Source organism: Paenibacillus sp. FSL K6-1566, assembly GCF_038050475.1.
Taxonomy (GTDB): Bacteria; Bacillota; Bacilli; order Paenibacillales; family Paenibacillaceae; genus Paenibacillus_AQ; species Paenibacillus_AQ lactis.
This window is the reverse complement of sequence record NZ_JBBOSR010000001.1, coordinates 6,205,551-6,221,494: the sequence shown is the minus strand read 5'-3', so window position 1 is coordinate 6,221,494 and position 15,944 is coordinate 6,205,551. Positions and strand designations below refer to the sequence as shown.

The window sequence follows — 15,944 nt, the reverse complement described above, 5'->3', positions numbered from 1 at the left end:
TATCGCTCCTATCTATAGTTGAGATTAGTCCAGCTTGAAGCCGCTGATGGCGACTACTGCGCAGCGCGCCATGTTCTCTCCCGAGCGGTGCGGCCAGGTGCTGGTCGGCTTGCTCAGATCCTCCGTGTTCTCGCCCGGATGCTGTACAGACAGGAAGAGCGTCTGCTCGTCCGGCGAGAAGAACGGGCCTGTCAGCTCGCATTCCACCGGGCCGGAGGCGAACTGCAGCGCTTTGCCTTGATCCGGTCCGCTCGTTGGAATAACGAACAGTCCGTTATTCATGAAGGATTTATGCACGCCTTTATTTTGGCTGCTGCTGGAGATGTCCGTCACGACCCACAGATCGCCGTTGGAATCGAACGCCAGGTTGTCCGGGGAGCTGAAGCCCGATTGCCGGCCGCCTGCCGCGAAGATTTCAAAATCGAACTCGAGGGCTGCCAGATCGTTCCCGGCTTCGAAGATCCGCGTAATATGGCCATGAATATTGCCGTGGTTGTCATTGTTCGTATGGCAGACGAAGACGGTGTTGTCGAACGGCGAAATTTCGATATCCTCCGGACGGTCCGTCGGCGTTCCGCCTACGAGGCGAGCGGCTTCCTGGCAATACGTGACGACATCGCCTTGGGACTTGAACTTGCCTTTAACCTCCGGCGCGTCGGCTGCCGCCTTCAGCACCTCTTCCAGCGTAACCGGCTGCCATTTTCCGGATTTCAGGTTGGCTACGTAGAGCGTGCCGTCCTCCAGCAGGGCGGAGTTGGCGCGTCCCTTGCTCTTGTCGTATTTGCCGTTGCTGATGAATTTATACACGCAGGCATCCTTCTTGTCATCGCCCATGTAGACCACGACCCGGCCGTCTTTCGCAAGACCCATTGCCGTATTCTCGTGGTTGAATCTTCCGAGCGCCGTATGCTTTTTAAGGAAGGATTTATCGAATGGATCGACCTCGACGACCCAGCCGTAATGGGTTTCCGGCAATCCCGAGATGCTTGCGGTTTCCTCGAAATTCTCTTCGCAGGACAGCACCGTATTCCAGAGGGTTACGCCTCCGGAGCAGTTGGCGAATGTGCCGGTAGCCGTCGTTGCTCCCTTCAGCGCCGGAATGCCGCGCGCCGGGCCGGTAATGTCGAACTTGGTGAAACCGTTAATGCGGCGGGCATGCTTGGAGGATGTGTCCATCTTCCATACGCCCTTCTCGTCACGGTACACCTCGATCACCGACATGCCTTGATAGTACAAGTTTTTCTCGATTTGGTCGGCCGTCATTTTGCCGTCTTTCACCGGGCCGATCGAGAAGATGGTGGAATATTCATGGTTATTGACCAGCAAACCGCGGACATTGGACCCGTTGATCGGGAAAAAGGCGTTGTAATCGCAGCCGGAGCCGAATTTTTCGCCGGCCGGATTGATCACGTCGTCGAATGCGGCAATGACGTCGTATTTGAAATTTCTCGGCAGGACGAGCTCGTCGGCCTTGGTAGGCTCGATCGGATCGAAATATCCGCTGACGCGGTTTGTCTTGAATCCGAACAGATGATTGGCTGTTCCCGACATCGCGGAAGCTTTGCCCTCCAGAACGCCTAAGCCGGCAGAAGCAGCTGCAAGCGCGGTTGCGCCGGTGCCCAGATAAGAAAGGAAGGTTTTGCGGTCCATCGTTTTACTCAAACTAATCCACCCCTCATGATTAAATGTTCGATAGGACAAGTGTAAGCTGGAAATGTTAAGTCCATATCATCGTTCATGGGGGATTTGTAAAATAGAAGTAATTTCGGGTGCGGAAATATCAAAAGGAGGTAAGCGAGCTGCGGCGGGATTAAAGAGGGGATGGGAGGAAGCTATCGTTCGCCTCGAGCGATGAGGAGCAGGCATGCCGAATACTCCCTGCCGGATTGGGAGGGAGTTGGATGATGAACGCTTTTAATTTTTTGTAAAAAGAAAGTTATTCTGTTCGCTGATACCGCTGACGCATCTGCATGGCCATCGTACGGATGCTCTCGGCCTCCGGCATGGCGAATGAGGCGGCGGCTTCGGTCAAATCCTGATCCGCCTGCCAGCTCCGGATCACGTTCCGCACATCGTCGACAAAGCGGTGTACGGCGTCTTCGCCCGTGCCGATCCCCGTCAGTTGCTCCAGACTGGCGGTGCTGGTATCCTCCACGACCGGGTACAGCTTCGGGTCGGCGCCTGCGGCTGCGATATCGTAAAAGGTACGGACGAGCCGGGCACGCTCGCTGCCGGACCCCTCCGCGATAACGAAAGCCTGGACAATGAAAGCCTTCCGCTGCCGCCGCTGGGCGATGCCGCAAAATTTAAGGCCGTCGATGCTTAAGTCGAACGTTCCCGGGCAAAAGGCGCCTGCGACTTCGCCGGTGTCTACTTGCCGTTCCGTGCCTTGAAGCGCCTGGCGGATCAGCGCAACCATCAGCTCGAAATCCTGATGAAAGTCCGGTGCCGGGCCGGCCGATTGAAAGGGAACGATCAGGGACACATTGACGACGCCGGGGTCCAGCGGCACGGCTGCGCCGCCAGAGTGGCGGACGGCAGTGTCGTAGCCAAGGGAGCGGAGCCATGTTTCCCCTTCGGGCGCTTGCGGAAGACGGCTGTCTCGAGCGCCCATGACAAACGCCCTCGGGTGGCGCCACAAATGACACACGGCAGGACCGCCGCTTCCGGCCTGCCGGCATAACAGCTCATCCAATGCAAAATGGAGCAGCACATCATCTGAATTCAAATCGTCGGTCCGATCCAGCAGGAGGATCGGTTGATGTTGCAGTGACAGCGGGGTATTCACGCTTTCTTGCGCCTCCTCTATTGTACAATGGCTATATACCATCTTCGGTTCGTTATAGTTGCCACATATGTGAACAAGGTTTCCTCTTATCCGTGATCAAACAAGGGGCCGTATGGCGATTACGGATCCCCGATCGGGATAATCTCATGAACAGCATACCATAAAGCGGGCTTGGCGGCTGTCAGGTATGGACGTTCTCAGCAGACAGCTTCATTGACAAGCGAGAGGAAACTCTCCTATAATCCGAGTAAGCTTATTACCTTTGTTAGATAAATGATGACAGAAACCGCGGGAATATTATTTTTGAATATAATTTTTGAACATATAAGGAGTATGAAGCATCATGGCCAACATTTATAAAAGCGTTGCAGATATGATCGGGGAGACGCCGATGGTAAAGCTTCAGCGTCTCGCGCCGCCAGGGGCGGCCGAGATCTATGTGAAGCTGGAGAAATTCAACCCGTCCGGCAGCGTGAAGGACCGGGCCGCTTACAATTTGATTCATACGGCGGAAACGAAGGGCCTGCTTAAGCCCGGCGGCACCATTATCGAGCCGACCAGCGGAAATACCGGCATCGGACTTGCCATGATCGCCGCTGCCAAAGGGTATCGCGCCATCCTCATTATGCCGGATAATATGTCCAAGGAACGGATCAATTTGCTAAAGGCCTACGGGGCCGAGGTTGTCCTGACGCCGAGCAGCGAGCGCATGCCGGGTTCGATTGCGAAGGCCCTTGAGTTGCGGGAGCAGATCCCCGGGAGCTTCATTCCGCAGCAGTTTGAGAATGCAGCCAATCCGGATATTCATCGCGCCACGACTGCCCCGGAAATTCTGCAGCAGACCCAAGGACGGTTGGATGCGTTTGTCGCTACGGCCGGCACCGGCGGAACGGTAACGGGCACGGGCGAGGAGCTAAGGAGGCATCTGCCGGACCTGCATATTGCGGTCGTGGAGCCCAAGGGCTCTCCTGTCCTTTCCGGCGGGCAGCCGGGTCCTCATAAGCTGGTGGGGACGAGTCCGGGGTTCGTGCCAAAGATTCTGAATACCGGCATTTATAATGAAATTATTCAGATTGCGGACGAGGATGCGCTGCAGACGGCAAGGGACTTGGCCCGCAAGGAGGGGATCCTTGTGGGGCCGTCCTCCGGCGCTTCGGTATTCGCGGCAATGCGCGTCGCCGAGCGGCTGGGCGAAGGAAAGCGGGTCGTCTGCATTGCGCCGGACACGGGCGAACGGTATTTGAGCATGGATATTTTTTGATATGACAAAGGGGACTCCCAGCGGGAGTCCCCTTTTACGTGACAATGTCGCCGAGCAATAAATCTCTCTAGCTGTCTTTTTTATAAAAGGAATCCTCCGTTTACTCACGAAATGGTTGATAGTTGATTTTTTTCTCTAAAAAATGTTTTTGCCATGTCGATTCCCTAGTCGGTTGTTCGTTGAACTAGTAAAGGCCCGATTTCGAGGTCCTATTTGATAACAGGAGGGAACTTCCCATGAGATTTATGATGATTGTAAAAGCAACCGAGGATTCCGAGGCGGGTGTGCTGCCGAGCAAGGAGCAGCTTGACGCCATGATGAGGTACAACATGGAGCTGGCCCGGGCCGGCGTGCTGCTCGCAGCGGACGGACTGCATCCAAGCTCAGGCGCGATCCGGATTTCGTATCCGGAGCCAGGAGGGAAACCGAAGGTGACGGACGGGCCCTTCACCGAGGCCAAGGAACTGATCGCCGGCTATACGTTGATCGAAGTGAAATCGCGGGAAGAGGCGATCGAGTGGGCGATGCGCATGCCGGACCCTCACGGGTATGGCGCGGGGCAGATCGAGCTTCGGCAGGTGTTCGAGCCGACTGAATTGACGGAGGATCCCGAATCCCAGGCCCAGCAATATGAGATGCGTGAGCATATCGAGCGGCAGAAGCGATAGAGGGATCCATGGACACACATCGTACGATAGACGCAATCTGGAGAATTGAGTCCTCCCGGATTATTGCCCATTTGACTCGAATGGTGCGCGATATCGGACTGGCGGAGGACCTGGCGCAGGACGCGCTCGTGACCGCACTGGAACGGTGGCCGGAGACGGGAATGCCGGAGAATCCGGGCGGCTGGCTGATGACCGTGGCCAAGCGTAAAGCGCTGGACATGCTTCGTCGAAACAAGCTGCGCGATCGGAAGTATGAGCTGATTGGCCGGGAGCAGGAGCCGTGGGCCGATTCCGAGCCGGATGTGCCGGAACCCGGCGAGGTGGGGGATGATCTGCTGCGGCTGATCTTCATGACCTGCCACCCGGTCCTCTCGCCGGAGGCGCGGGTCGCCCTGACCCTGCGCCTTCTTGGCGGGCTCACGACGGCCGAGATCGCCCATGCCTACCTGACTTCCGAGGCAACCGTCGCGCAGCGGATCGTCCGTGCCAAGCGGACGCTGTCCGCGACCCGGGTGGCGTTCGAAATTCCGCAAGGTCCGGAGCTTAAACCGCGGCTTTCGTCGGTGCTTGAGGTCATTTATCTAATGTTCAACGAAGGATATGCCGCGACATCGGGCAGCCAGTGGATAAGGCCGCTCCTGTGCCAGGAGGCGCTTCGCATCGGACGGATTCTGGCCGAGATTGCGCCCGCGGAGCCGGAGGTCCACGGCTTGGTGGCGTTAATGGAATTTCAGGCTTCCCGCTTCAAGGCCCGGGTGGATCAACGCGGCGAGCCGGTTCTGCTCATGGATCAGAACCGGGGACTATGGGACTACCTGCTGATCCGGCGCGGTTTTGCCGCGCTGGAGCGGGTGGAGCAGCTGGGCGGCATGACCGGTCCGTATGCGATCCAGGCCGCGATCTCCGCCTGCCATGCGGGTGCGCCGAAGGCCGAGGATACCGACTGGATCCGGATTTCGGCCTTGTATGAGGCGCTCGCTCAGGTCTCCCCTTCCCCGATTGTGGAATTGAACCGGGCGGTCGCGCTTTCCATGGCGTTCGGGCCGGAGATCGGGCTTGAGATCGTGGACATTTTACAAGCCGAGCCGTCTCTGAAAGGATACCATCTTCTGCCAAGCGTCAGAGGAGATTTGCTGTTCAAGCTGGGTCGGCTGGATGAGGCATGCCAAGAATTCAAGCGAGCCGCTTCGCTGACCGATAACCAGCGGGAGAAGCAATTATTGCTTAGCCGTGCCGCGGAATGCGCGTCAAGCGGCGAATAACGGTGGGCTCTCTCCCATACAAAAAATTTTTCGAAAAAATTTCGAGTGGATGTCGATTTGGGCGATGGCCGTTCGTCACTTATATAAGATGAACAAAAAAATGAGATATTAGCAAGGGAGTAAAGTGATTCCGAAGAAGTCTAAAGCTTTCTAAATGAAAGCTACATCGGAAGCATAAGCTTAGTGGTCGCCTTTGCGACCGAATTTCTACCCTAATATGAATTCATCAGATTAAGAAATTTGGGAGCAACAGCGATCGTAGGAACACTTTACGTACTTGCCTAACATCTTATTAAAAAACAAATGAAAAGAGGATGAAGAATATGCAAGCACAATTGATTCCATTTATTATTTCCGGTGACGCGAGAGCACAAGCCGCGTTCTATATCGAAGCGGTCGGAGGAGAAATCCATGCGTTGTCTACCTTCGGGGACGCTCCGGGCACGCCGGAATCGAGCAAGGATAAAGTGATGCATCTATCGATGACACTGGCGGGAGGGAATACGTTAATCATGTCGGATGCCTTTCAAGATGCGGAACTGAGCGCTAATATGGGACTGTCGCTATCGTTTGATGACGAGGAGGCTGCACGCACCGCTTACCGTAACCTGAGCGCCGGAGGCGTGGAGAAATATCCGTTTGCCCTTCAGCCATGGGGGAATTTCTATTACGGCGAGCTCGTGGACCGGTTCGGCATGACGTGGCAGCTGGTGAAGCAGGGCTAGGCATAAGAACGTGGATCTCCAAGATACCGGTCATACCTAGTGAGTGAGCATAAAGCTTGTCGGTAGCGTGTTTGGCGTTTTGACATGATCGCATGTGCTTAGGATACATGCCTTCGCAGCATTACTGCAGCGTGAGCCCATTATCCAGTGACATAGAGGGAGCTGTAAAAAATGAACCAAAACCAAGAAGTGTCCGATTACATCGAAGCATTAGGCGATGCCTGGAAGATCGAGTTGAGTACGAATCTCAGGGAGCTTGTCCACAACGCGATCCCGGAGGTTCAGGAACGGATGCAGTACAAAAAGCCGCATTTCTTGAAAAACGGAAAATACGCGGCCGTGATCAGCGTTGCCAAGAGCGCGGTGAGCTTTACGATTTTTAACGCGGAGGGATTGGCATGGCCGGAGGATACATTTGATGGACCGCCGGAGCGGAAAACGATGAAAATTGCCCAAGGACAGGATGTGGATGAGCAGGCGCTTTCTGCCCTGCTGAAGCAGGCTTCCGCGAGCTTATAGTAAGAAACCGGTGTGCAGGCGGGACGGTATCGGTGGAGACGGTTCATCCGCGATCTTGACGGGATCGCGGACGAGGCCGGCTTCATTTTTTTGTCCCGTGCTGCTTCGTCGGGAGTTTGTCGCTAGGCGTCCCTTTGCCGTTGTTTTTGTTGCGGCGGGCTTTCTCCGCATTCTCATTCATTTTTTCTACGAAATCATGGGTGCTTTCCATTAATGATTCGGCTCCTTTGCATCAAAATATGAGATAACAAGCGTGTCCTGCTTAATATAACCATTCGGACGTCATTGTATTTGGTGATTTTGATGGCGGCGGGAACTGGCTGGGGTAACAGTCCCTATAAAAATAAGAATCCAGCTGACAGGCAAAGGGAGAGCTTCCCCGATATGCCTGCAGCTGGATCTAATTGTGTTTCGCACAATCTGTCGCCCGGCGCACATTCTTGGAGACGTGCGCCGAGGCCTTTATCTTTTAAACCAATTTTACGTGCCTTCCGTTTTTCGCTGCCTTACTTGGTATGGCTAATCAGCAGCTCGTATTTATTCAGGGAAGCGCCTAATATATTCTCGTTACGGCCCTGACCGTGGGATTGGCGGAACGATTCGCTGGACGTCCAGCGTTTGAATGCTTCCTCATCCTCCCAAACGGTAGATACCTTCAGTTCCTCCGCCTCAGCGCCTTCCTTGGCTTCATGCCATACCTCCATCCGCACGAATCCTTCAATTTCCTGAACCCCTTTGGCCTCAGCGAATCGCTGTGCGATCTCCTTGCCGTGGCCGGGCTTCACTTTAATCGAGTTGGTCACAACCAGCATGCCGCATCCTCCTTTTCATTCATCCTGTTCCTCTAACGTATGTCCATTATACAGGAACGGACGGACCGATTTCATCTTGGGGGAGCCGGTGCAGGTGAGGCGGGCCGAGCGGGCTGCCTCTTGTACCCCTGATGCTTACGTTGCCGCCGGCCCCTCGCCCGGCGTATCGATGGCCGGAGCCGGAGCGGCCTTGGTCTTGGGCCGGCCGCTCCAGGACCAATAGGTGCCCATCCGGAGCAGTCTCTCCACGGGACCGCTGCGGAATCGCTTCAGCCACAGCAGACTGCCTGCTGCCAGCACCGCATAGATGCCGATCGCCAAAAGCGCCCCTTGCAGCACGCCGAGCTTGCCGAACAAGCCGAGTCCGAATCCGTAGAAGATGAGCACGCAGACGACGCTCTGCGTCAAATAGTTGGTCAGCGACATGCGGCCCACCGCCTCGAATGCCCGGATCACGACCGATTGCCTTGATGAGAAGGCGTATAACGAAGCAAACAAGTAAATATACCCTAGAGCCAGCAGCGGGCCGCCAAGCATCATGAAGATGCCGTTCCATTCATGCGTCGTGCCCAGCATTACGCCGGCGGTCTTCAGCGCAAGGCCGACGGGAATGAGCAGCGCCCACCGGATATACAGCCGGATTTCCATGGACGGATGGAGGAAGCGTCGCCGTTTGGCCGCCGCCATACCGAACAGGAACATCGGGGCGCTCATAAGCGGAGCGATCAGGACCACAAGGAGCATCAGCCAATCCGGCAGATTGAGCGGCATCTCCTCGTTTGACCGAAAATCCATGATTTCACCAAAGCTGCCGCTGCCGTAGACCTCGATTGATTTGGTCACATAGGCTTCCATTCGGGAGGCGTCTTCCGGAGTCGGTTCCATGGAGCCGTATCCAAGGGCCGTCATGAGGGCCAGCAGAATAATTCCCCAGATCAGCAGCGTCTTCGCCTTGCGTTTCACGAACAGGAGCAGAAAGAAGCCGATTCCCCCATAGAACAATAGAATGTCGCCTTCCCAAATAAAGGTCGAGTGCAGCAGGCCGAGCCCGATCAGCAGCACAGAGCGGCGGGAGAAGCTGCGTCCGTATTTCAGGCCTTTGGCTGTAAGGCTCTCCCTCATCATCACCATGCTGTAGCCGAACAGGAAGGTAAAGATCGGCATGAAGCTGCCTTCCACGAATACCTTCAGGATATTGTGGCTGATCGTATCCAGCGCGGAGGGCTGGAAGAAATGCAGCTCATCCTTTCCGAACATGCCGTATTGAAAAATGAGCATATTGGCCATCAGAATGCCCGCCAGGCTTAACCCGCGAATCGCGTCGACGACCGTTGAACGTTTATGTGTACTCACACATCATCACCTCTTAGCCATAAGTATAGCCATTGCACTTGAATATAAAGGAAACGGCAACCTAACTTTTTCTTAACGCCTCCGGCATTTGTTTAACTCCTGTTAAGGTTGCTGTGCTAGCATAATGTACGGGTGAGAATTATGGACAATACACGAATTTTAATAGTAGATGATGAGCCTTCGATCGTGAAAATGCTCCAGATGGTGCTGCGTAAAGAAGGCTTCAACCGGATATACACGGCCGCCAGCTGCAAGGAGGCCCTTCGGGAAATCGCCGCACATGGCGCGGACTTCGTGCTGCTGGACGTCATGCTGCCCGACGGCACGGGCTTTGATCTGTGTCCTCAGCTGCGTGCCTACGGAAGTCCGCACATCCTGTTTCTGACAGCCAAGGCTTCGGATCTTGACGTGCTCACCGGCTTTGCCATGGGCGGGGACGATTATGTGACCAAGCCGTTTAATCCGCTGGAGATTGCGGCCCGGATCAAAGCGCGGCTGCGGCGCGGCGGCATCGGAACGAATGCGGCGGCCGGTCCGGCCGTTATTCGAAGCTCCTGGGATTTCGGCCGGTTTAGAGTGGATGAGGCTGCCGGCGAGCTGACGGTTCTTGGGGAACCGGTGCCGTGTCCGGCGCAGGTGTTCCAGCTGCTGCTGTATTTCTGCAAGCATCCCGGCGTCGTCTTCTCCAAATCCCAGCTGTACGAAGCGGTATGGGGCATTGACGGCATGGGCGAGGACAATACCGTGATGGTGCATATCCGGCGCATCCGGGAGCGGATCGAGGAGGATCCGAGCAACCCGCAGTATCTGCTTACGGTTCGGGGACTCGGCTATAAGCTCGTCAAGGAGAGCGGCCGATGAGACTGCGAAGAAGGCTTGCCTTTCATTTTACCTATCAATTGATTGCATTCTCGGCATTCATGTTCTGTTTTATCATCGTGCTGATGTTTTTCCTTATTAGTCATATCAGCAACGAGGAGATCAAGCGGAACTTCCCGGCAGGGGTGCTGGACAGCATCGTAGGGGAAACCGTTGCGGAGAAGGGGAGCGTTCAGCTGGAGGAGCATTGGAAGGTGCTGCTGCAGGAGAGCGGCATGTGGCTTCAGGTCGTCGATATGGAAGGGAACGTCATTCATGCCACGAATACCCCTTCGGATGTTCCAAGCGAGTACTCCGTCAGCACCCTGCTCGCCATAAAGGAAGAACGGAGGCTCGGCAAATATACGATGGACTGGCAGATGGACCTGTTCTATAAAGAACCGCTGCTGTTCCTGGCAGGTCGGGTCGATGCCGGATCGGACCAGCTCCTGGACTGGGTGGCCGCTTATGAGAAGGACGGGCTTGTCGACCCTGAATTCGAAAGGGAGCTGCAAGGGAAGCTTGGCGGCGCAGGCGGCTACCTCCATATCATTGACGGGGAAGGCCGTATCGTGCAGTCGCTCGGGGAAGGCGCCGGAGATAAGTCGGAGTACCACCCGTTGGAGATCATCGCCATGCAGGAGCAGCCGGGTACCTATTCGACGCATATTGCCGTATTTCGGGACAAGAACAGCGGCAACACCTGGATCTACCATACCCCGCAGGATGAAGCGCTGGGGAAACGGCCGATGATGAACGAGCTGATACGCGTCGCCCTGTGGGCCATGATGAGCGTGCTGCTTCTCTCGCTCGCCATTGCGATCTGGCACGGCTATCGTTACAGTCGCCCGTTACTGCTCTTTACCGGCTGGTTCGAGCGGATGGGCAGCGGAGCGTATGAAGAAGTGCTGACGCCGAAAGACCGCAAACGGGTCTTCCGCAAGAATGGCAAGCTTCGCATGCGATATAAGCTGTACAAGGAAGTGATCCATTCCTTTTACCGGATGGCCGAGCAGCTGGCAGAGGCCGAACGGGAACGCGAACGTCTGGAACGGAACCGGGAGGAATGGATGTCGGGGATATCGCATGATCTGCGCACTCCGCTCTCCTCCATTCAGGGTTACGGTTACATGCTGGAAAGCGCTCCGAATGATTGGAGTGCGGAGGAGCTGCGGGAGATGGGCACCGTCATCCGGGAAAAAGGGGATTATATGCTGGAACTGATCGACGATTTCTCGCTCGTGTTCCGCCTCAAGAGCACGATCCGCCCGCAGGAGCTTATCCCGCTCGATCTGAATGAGCTGGTCCGCCGCTGTGTACTGAAATACGTGAACGATGCCACGTTGAATGAAGCGACCTTTACCTATATCGGCGGGGAAATGCCGCTGCTCGTGAACGGTAATGCGAAGTGGCTGCAGCGCCTCATGGATAACCTGATTATCAATGCGGTCAAGCATAATCCGGAAGGGGTCAAGATCGAGGTTCGGGTCGAAAGCCGGCCTGGCGGTGCCGCAATCATCGTCGCGGATCAGGGCAACGGCATGGACGAGGAGACGAAGGCTAACCTGTTCGAGAGGTATTACCGCGGAACGAACACGGAGGAGAGCGTGGACGGCTCGGGTCTCGGGATGAGCATTGCGAAGGCCATCGTGGAGGCTCATGCAGGCAAGGTAGGCATCTGGTCCGAGCTGGGTCGGGGCACGACCATTACCGTACTGCTGCCCGAGGCTGGGCAGGGAGACGGGGATGAGCCCGATACCGGCAAGGACTCGAGGGGAAAGTGAGAGCGGATGCCGGCAGGAATCGGCTCTATAACTAGGGTTGCACGCCTGAATGCGGGATTGCCGATCTCGGCCGGATAGCTGCAAAAAAATCCACCCGCTACGATCCTTGGTGCGCTATAATAGCCTGGAAATGATTTCATTTGCCTACTATCTATCGACCGGAGGACATCCATGGGCTCAACTTCTTTTCGGCAATTAACCGGTAATGCCAGGGGCTGTCTCGTCTATGAACCGCTGTTCCTGATTCCCTACAGCATGTTTGCGACGTACAGCTCCATCTTTATGTACCAGCTTGGCGTAACCGAGACGGGAATCGGCTGGATCACCTCGATCGGCCTGCTCGTCCAAGTGCTTTCCTCGTTTCTTAGCGGCTATCTTACGGACCGGATGGGCCGCAAGCGTGCGCTGCTCTATTTCGACGTGCTCAGCTGGAGCATTGCTACGCTGCTATGGGCCGTCTCGCAAAACTTCTGGTTCTTTGTCATCGCGGCTGTAATCAACGGTTTTCAAAAAGTGCCCCATACGGCGTTCTATTGCCTGCTTGTTGAAGACACGGCCCCTAAGGAGCGGACGTATGTGTTTACGCTGCTGCAGCTGATCAGCGTAGTAGGGGGCTTGTTCGCCCCACTCGGGGGATTGCTGGTGTATCACTTCTCGTTGGTGCCTGGAGTGCGGATCATGTTCGTGCTGGCCTGTATCCTCATGACGATTCAATTCATCGGCAGGCATTATGCGACCCGGGAGACGGAGATCGGCTACCGCAAGATGAAGGAGACAAAGTCCATGAGCCTGCGCGAAGGCATGGTCGACTATATATCCGTCATGAAGGGCATGCTGAAAAGCCCGCTCCTGCTGATCATCTTCGGCGTTTATATTCTGTTTAACTTTCAGATGACCGTAAAGACGACCTATGTGTCTATTTTTATGGTGGAATATTTGCATCTCGGCAGCGGGTTGATTTCCGTCTTTCCGGCATTCTCCTCCATCATCATGCTGATGTTCATGAGATGGATCATGCCGCGGATCAGTGAGTCCAAAGTGAACCGGACGATGGTCTGGGGATTCATCATTTCGGTGCTTGCGAACGTCGTTCTCGTCATCGCCCCGGAGGGCGACCTTGTCGTGCTCAGCGTAAGCACGATTATGGCGGCGGTTGGAACGATGATGACCTATCCGTATCTTGAAACGGCGGTTGCGAATGCCATTGATGACGATAACCGGGCCAAAATATTCGCGCTGCTCCAGGTGCTTATCCTGATCGTGATTACGCCTTCCGGCGTGATCGGAGGCTGGGCTTATGGCATCGATCCGCGCATTCCGTTCCTGCTTGTTGCGGGGGCGTTTGCCGTCAGCATTCCGCTGATGATGCTGTACGCCAAAAAGGTATCAAGGGCTCCAGCCGAAGTCAGTCTGTAATACAGGGGTGCTTCATTCGATACATAGGCTTCTGGCTTGCGGCCATGATTATGGCGGCATCCTGGTATTTCCTAAAGAGGCCGGTTCCTTCCTGTCACTTGACTTCTTGGACAGGAGGATTATAATTCTAACAACAAATGAGTAGAATTGAATAGGGTAAAGGTCTTAGCAGCAAATCTTGATGTATATGCCGGGGAATAGGGCCCAGGCGTCTCTACCAGGTTACCGTAAATGACTTGACTACATAAAAGATGAGAATAGGACAGCCCGAGCTTTGAAGGGGAATCGCGAGGCATGGCGGTACCCCGGTACGCGTGGCGTTTCACGTATTCGTCCGAGTGGGACCGGCGCAAGGTCTAATCCGGAATCAGCGGCAATATTACGCGAGCGCAGCAGATAAGCAAGGGACTTTCTCATCTTGATGAATTCAATCTTTAGGCATCCCGGGCAGGTACGCTGTCCGGGTTGTTTTGCGTTCCGGCAGCTCAGGGGGATCGTATTGATCTAAACCATGGGCCCCTCCCTCCATGCGTGAAAAATTTGCGATGAAGGGCATCATCAGACTCACTGCGTAGATATCCAATCAGCAAAAAAGGGGAGCGTGCAATCATCATGAGTTCAAGCAAAAGACATAAACGATACGAGGTCAGCCGGCAGCTGGGACAGGTTGCTTTGGGGCAGTCGCCAGCCGAGCTGGTGATCAAGAACGGCACGCTGGTCAACGTATTTACGGGCGAGCTTCAAGCGAATATGGACGTGGCGGTTGCAGCCGGGCGCATTGCCTATATCGGCAATGCGGATCATACCATCGGCGAGGGCACGAAAGTGATTGATGGCAAAGGGCGGTATATTACGCCGGGACTGCTTGATGGCCATATGCACGTCGAATCCACGATGCTGACGGTGACCGAATTTGCCAAGGCGGCCATCGTAAGCGGAACGACCGGTATCTATATGGATCCGCACGAGATTGCCAACGTGTTCGGCATGGAAGGCGTGCGCTGGATGCATGAGGAAGGTCAGCAGCTGCCGCTGAAGGTATTCACGACCATTCCTTCCTGCGTCCCCGCAACATTCGATCTGGAGGATGGCGGCGCCCAGCTTGGCGTATCCGATATCGAAGAGGGGCTGACCTGGCCCGGCACGGCAGGCCTCGGTGAAGTAATGAACTTCCCAGGCGTCGTGAACGGCGATCCGACGATGCTCGGAGAGATTGAAGCAACGCTGCGTGCGGGCAAGACGGTAACCGGACATTTTCCGGCTGAGGATGACCGAATGCTTCAGGCTTATTTGGCTACAGGGGTTAGCTCCGACCACGAGACGGTGACACGGGAGCAGGCGCTGGAGAAGGTTAGGCTCGGGATGCATCTGATGATCCGCGAGGGTTCGGCATGGCAGGACATCAAGGAGGTCATCAAAGTGGTGACCGAGGATAAGGTGCGCACGGACAACATGTCGCTCATTACCGACGATGTATACCCGCAGACGCTGGTGCGGCTCGGCCATATGAACCATATCGTGCGGCGGGCGATGGAAGAAGGGGTTGACCCCGTAACCGCGATTCAAATGGGCACGATCAACGTTGCTCGCTATTTCGGAATGGAGCTGGACCTCGGCAGCATCTCCCCGGGAAAATCGGCGGACATCCTGCTCATTGACGATTTGAAGCGCATGGTTCCATCGGTCGTCATTGCCGATGGCGAGGTCGTTGCGGAGAACGGCCGCCTTGTGGTGGAGTTTCCGTCCTACCAATACCCGGAGAAGGCTTATCAATCGGTGCGTCTAGCCCGGGCCCTCACCCCGGAAGATTTCCTGCTCCGCAGCAAATCGGGTTCGGCAGCGCGAACGGAAGTCAATGTCGTGCGCGTCATTGAGAACAGTGCCCGTACAGCTAAAATGACGGCGGTTCTCCCGGTGGAGGGCGGTATCATCCGGCCGGACCTGGAGCAGGACGTCGTGCAGCTTGCCTGTATCGAGCGTCACCGCGGAACCGGCCAAATCTCGCTAGGGTTCGCGAGCGGCTTCGGTCTGAAGTCGGGTGCGGTCGCTTCGACCGTGGCCCATGACAGCCACAACCTGCTGGTGATGGGCACGAATGTGGACGATATGGCATTTGCCGCCAACGAGCTGGCGGCTTGCGGCGGAGGCATGATCGTCGTCCGGGACGGGAAGGTGCTGGCGAAGGTGGCAATGCCGATTGCCGGCCTTCTGGCTGACCGCCCGGTGGAAATCGTGGCCGAGGAGGTGGCGGCGCTGGAGGATGCGTGGAAGGAGCTTGGCTGCTTCATCAACGCGCCGTTCATGACCTTCTCCCTCATCGCGCTCCCGGTCATTCCGGAAATCCGCATCACGAACCGCGGGATTGCGGATGTGATAGAGTTTAAGCTGATCGAGACTGAGGTGGGTCCGGTTCAATAAAATGTACAAGCTAATGCAATGATCTGCATGCCGCATCGTACGAGCAATAACGACGAGGGTCGTGCAGCAGTGATGAGGAA

The 15,944-nt window shown here is 55.7% G+C and carries 14 protein-coding genes and 1 riboswitch; of the genes, 9 read left to right on the top strand and 5 right to left on the bottom strand.

Going from position 1 to position 15,944, the window contains the following annotated elements; translation table 11 throughout:
* Positions 1–24: 24 nt before the first annotated feature.
* On the bottom strand, positions 25–1,650 hold the full coding sequence (locus NST08_RS27875; RefSeq protein WP_007128903.1) for a PhoX family protein: 1,626 nt from the start codon (positions 1,648–1,650) through the stop codon (positions 25–27).
* 286 nt (positions 1,651–1,936) lie between these two features.
* Complete coding sequence (locus NST08_RS27870) at positions 1,937–2,788, bottom strand: lipoate--protein ligase family protein (protein WP_007128902.1); 852 nt, start codon at positions 2,786–2,788, stop codon at positions 1,937–1,939.
* Positions 2,789–3,131: 343 nt separating this feature from the next.
* Between NST08_RS27870 and cysK the strand changes: the two genes are divergently transcribed.
* From cysK to NST08_RS27845, 5 genes are all read left to right on the top strand, one after another.
* Complete coding sequence (cysK, locus tag NST08_RS27865; RefSeq protein WP_007128901.1) at positions 3,132–4,049, top strand: cysteine synthase A; 918 nt, start codon at positions 3,132–3,134, stop codon at positions 4,047–4,049.
* Between the two features lie 236 nt (positions 4,050–4,285).
* Entirely contained in the window at positions 4,286–4,717 is a 432-nt protein-coding gene (locus NST08_RS27860; RefSeq protein WP_007128900.1) for a YciI family protein, read from the top strand.
* A gap of 8 nt (positions 4,718–4,725) precedes the next feature.
* Positions 4,726–5,979, top strand: coding sequence for an RNA polymerase sigma factor (locus tag NST08_RS27855; protein WP_007128899.1), 1,254 nt, complete (start codon positions 4,726–4,728; stop codon positions 5,977–5,979).
* 323 nt (positions 5,980–6,302) lie between these two features.
* A complete protein-coding gene (locus NST08_RS27850; protein ID WP_007128898.1) occupies positions 6,303–6,704 on the top strand; it encodes a VOC family protein in 402 nt (133 codons plus the stop codon).
* A 171-nt stretch (positions 6,705–6,875) separates the two neighbouring features.
* Entirely contained in the window at positions 6,876–7,223 is a 348-nt protein-coding gene (locus tag NST08_RS27845; RefSeq protein ID WP_007128897.1) for a DUF1801 domain-containing protein, read from the top strand.
* Between the two features lie 82 nt (positions 7,224–7,305).
* Here the strand turns inward: NST08_RS27845 and NST08_RS27840 are convergent, their stop codons facing one another.
* The 3 genes from NST08_RS27840 to NST08_RS27830 form a co-directional block, all read right to left on the bottom strand.
* Entirely contained in the window at positions 7,306–7,434 is a 129-nt protein-coding gene (locus NST08_RS27840) for a DUF4023 family protein (RefSeq protein ID WP_007128896.1), read from the bottom strand.
* 295 nt (positions 7,435–7,729) lie between these two features.
* Positions 7,730–8,035, bottom strand: coding sequence for an antibiotic biosynthesis monooxygenase (locus NST08_RS27835; protein ID WP_077568554.1), 306 nt, complete (start codon positions 8,033–8,035; stop codon positions 7,730–7,732).
* A 135-nt stretch (positions 8,036–8,170) separates the two neighbouring features.
* Positions 8,171–9,388 carry a DUF418 domain-containing protein gene (locus NST08_RS27830; protein ID WP_007128894.1) on the bottom strand — a complete coding sequence of 406 codons (1,218 nt, stop codon included), beginning with the start codon at positions 9,386–9,388 and terminating at the stop codon, positions 8,171–8,173.
* Positions 9,389–9,529: 141 nt separating this feature from the next.
* Between NST08_RS27830 and NST08_RS27825 the strand changes: the two genes are divergently transcribed.
* The 4 genes from NST08_RS27825 (at position 9,530) to ade (ending at position 15,864) form a co-directional block, all read left to right on the top strand.
* Positions 9,530–10,249, top strand: coding sequence for a response regulator transcription factor (locus NST08_RS27825; protein ID WP_341342546.1), 720 nt, complete (start codon positions 9,530–9,532; stop codon positions 10,247–10,249).
* Positions 10,246–12,030 carry a sensor histidine kinase gene (locus NST08_RS27820; RefSeq protein ID WP_341342545.1) on the top strand — a complete coding sequence of 595 codons (1,785 nt, stop codon included), beginning with the start codon at positions 10,246–10,248 and terminating at the stop codon, positions 12,028–12,030. The genes NST08_RS27825 and NST08_RS27820 overlap by 4 nt, the downstream gene beginning before the upstream one ends.
* A 171-nt stretch (positions 12,031–12,201) precedes the next feature.
* Entirely contained in the window at positions 12,202–13,446 is a 1,245-nt protein-coding gene (locus tag NST08_RS27815; protein ID WP_341342544.1) for an MFS transporter, read from the top strand.
* 161 nt (positions 13,447–13,607) lie between these two features.
* Positions 13,608–13,709: riboswitch (purine riboswitch) on the top strand.
* Between the two features lie 349 nt (positions 13,710–14,058).
* A complete protein-coding gene (gene ade / locus NST08_RS27810) occupies positions 14,059–15,864 on the top strand; it encodes an adenine deaminase (RefSeq protein ID WP_341342543.1) in 1,806 nt (601 codons plus the stop codon).
* The last annotated feature ends 80 nt before the right edge of the window (positions 15,865–15,944 follow it).

Coding starts and splice junctions, on each gene's coding strand:
- NST08_RS27835 (WP_077568554.1), bottom strand. CDS start 8,035: ATGCTGGTTGTGACCAACTCGATTAAAGTGAAGCCCGGCCACGGCAAG.
- NST08_RS27850 (WP_007128898.1), top strand. CDS start 6,303: ATGCAAGCACAATTGATTCCATTTATTATTTCCGGTGACGCGAGAGCA.
- NST08_RS27855 (WP_007128899.1), top strand. CDS start 4,726: ATGGACACACATCGTACGATAGACGCAATCTGGAGAATTGAGTCCTCC.
- NST08_RS27860 (WP_007128900.1), top strand. CDS start 4,286: ATGAGATTTATGATGATTGTAAAAGCAACCGAGGATTCCGAGGCGGGT.
- NST08_RS27845 (WP_007128897.1), top strand. CDS start 6,876: ATGAACCAAAACCAAGAAGTGTCCGATTACATCGAAGCATTAGGCGAT.
- NST08_RS27825 (WP_341342546.1), top strand. CDS start 9,530: ATGGACAATACACGAATTTTAATAGTAGATGATGAGCCTTCGATCGTG.
- NST08_RS27820 (WP_341342545.1), top strand. CDS start 10,246: ATGAGACTGCGAAGAAGGCTTGCCTTTCATTTTACCTATCAATTGATT.
- NST08_RS27815 (WP_341342544.1), top strand. CDS start 12,202: ATGGGCTCAACTTCTTTTCGGCAATTAACCGGTAATGCCAGGGGCTGT.
- NST08_RS27875 (WP_007128903.1), bottom strand. CDS start 1,650: ATGGACCGCAAAACCTTCCTTTCTTATCTGGGCACCGGCGCAACCGCG.
- NST08_RS27840 (WP_007128896.1), bottom strand. CDS start 7,434: ATGGAAAGCACCCATGATTTCGTAGAAAAAATGAATGAGAATGCGGAG.
- ade (WP_341342543.1), top strand. CDS start 14,059: ATGAGTTCAAGCAAAAGACATAAACGATACGAGGTCAGCCGGCAGCTG.
- cysK (WP_007128901.1), top strand. CDS start 3,132: ATGGCCAACATTTATAAAAGCGTTGCAGATATGATCGGGGAGACGCCG.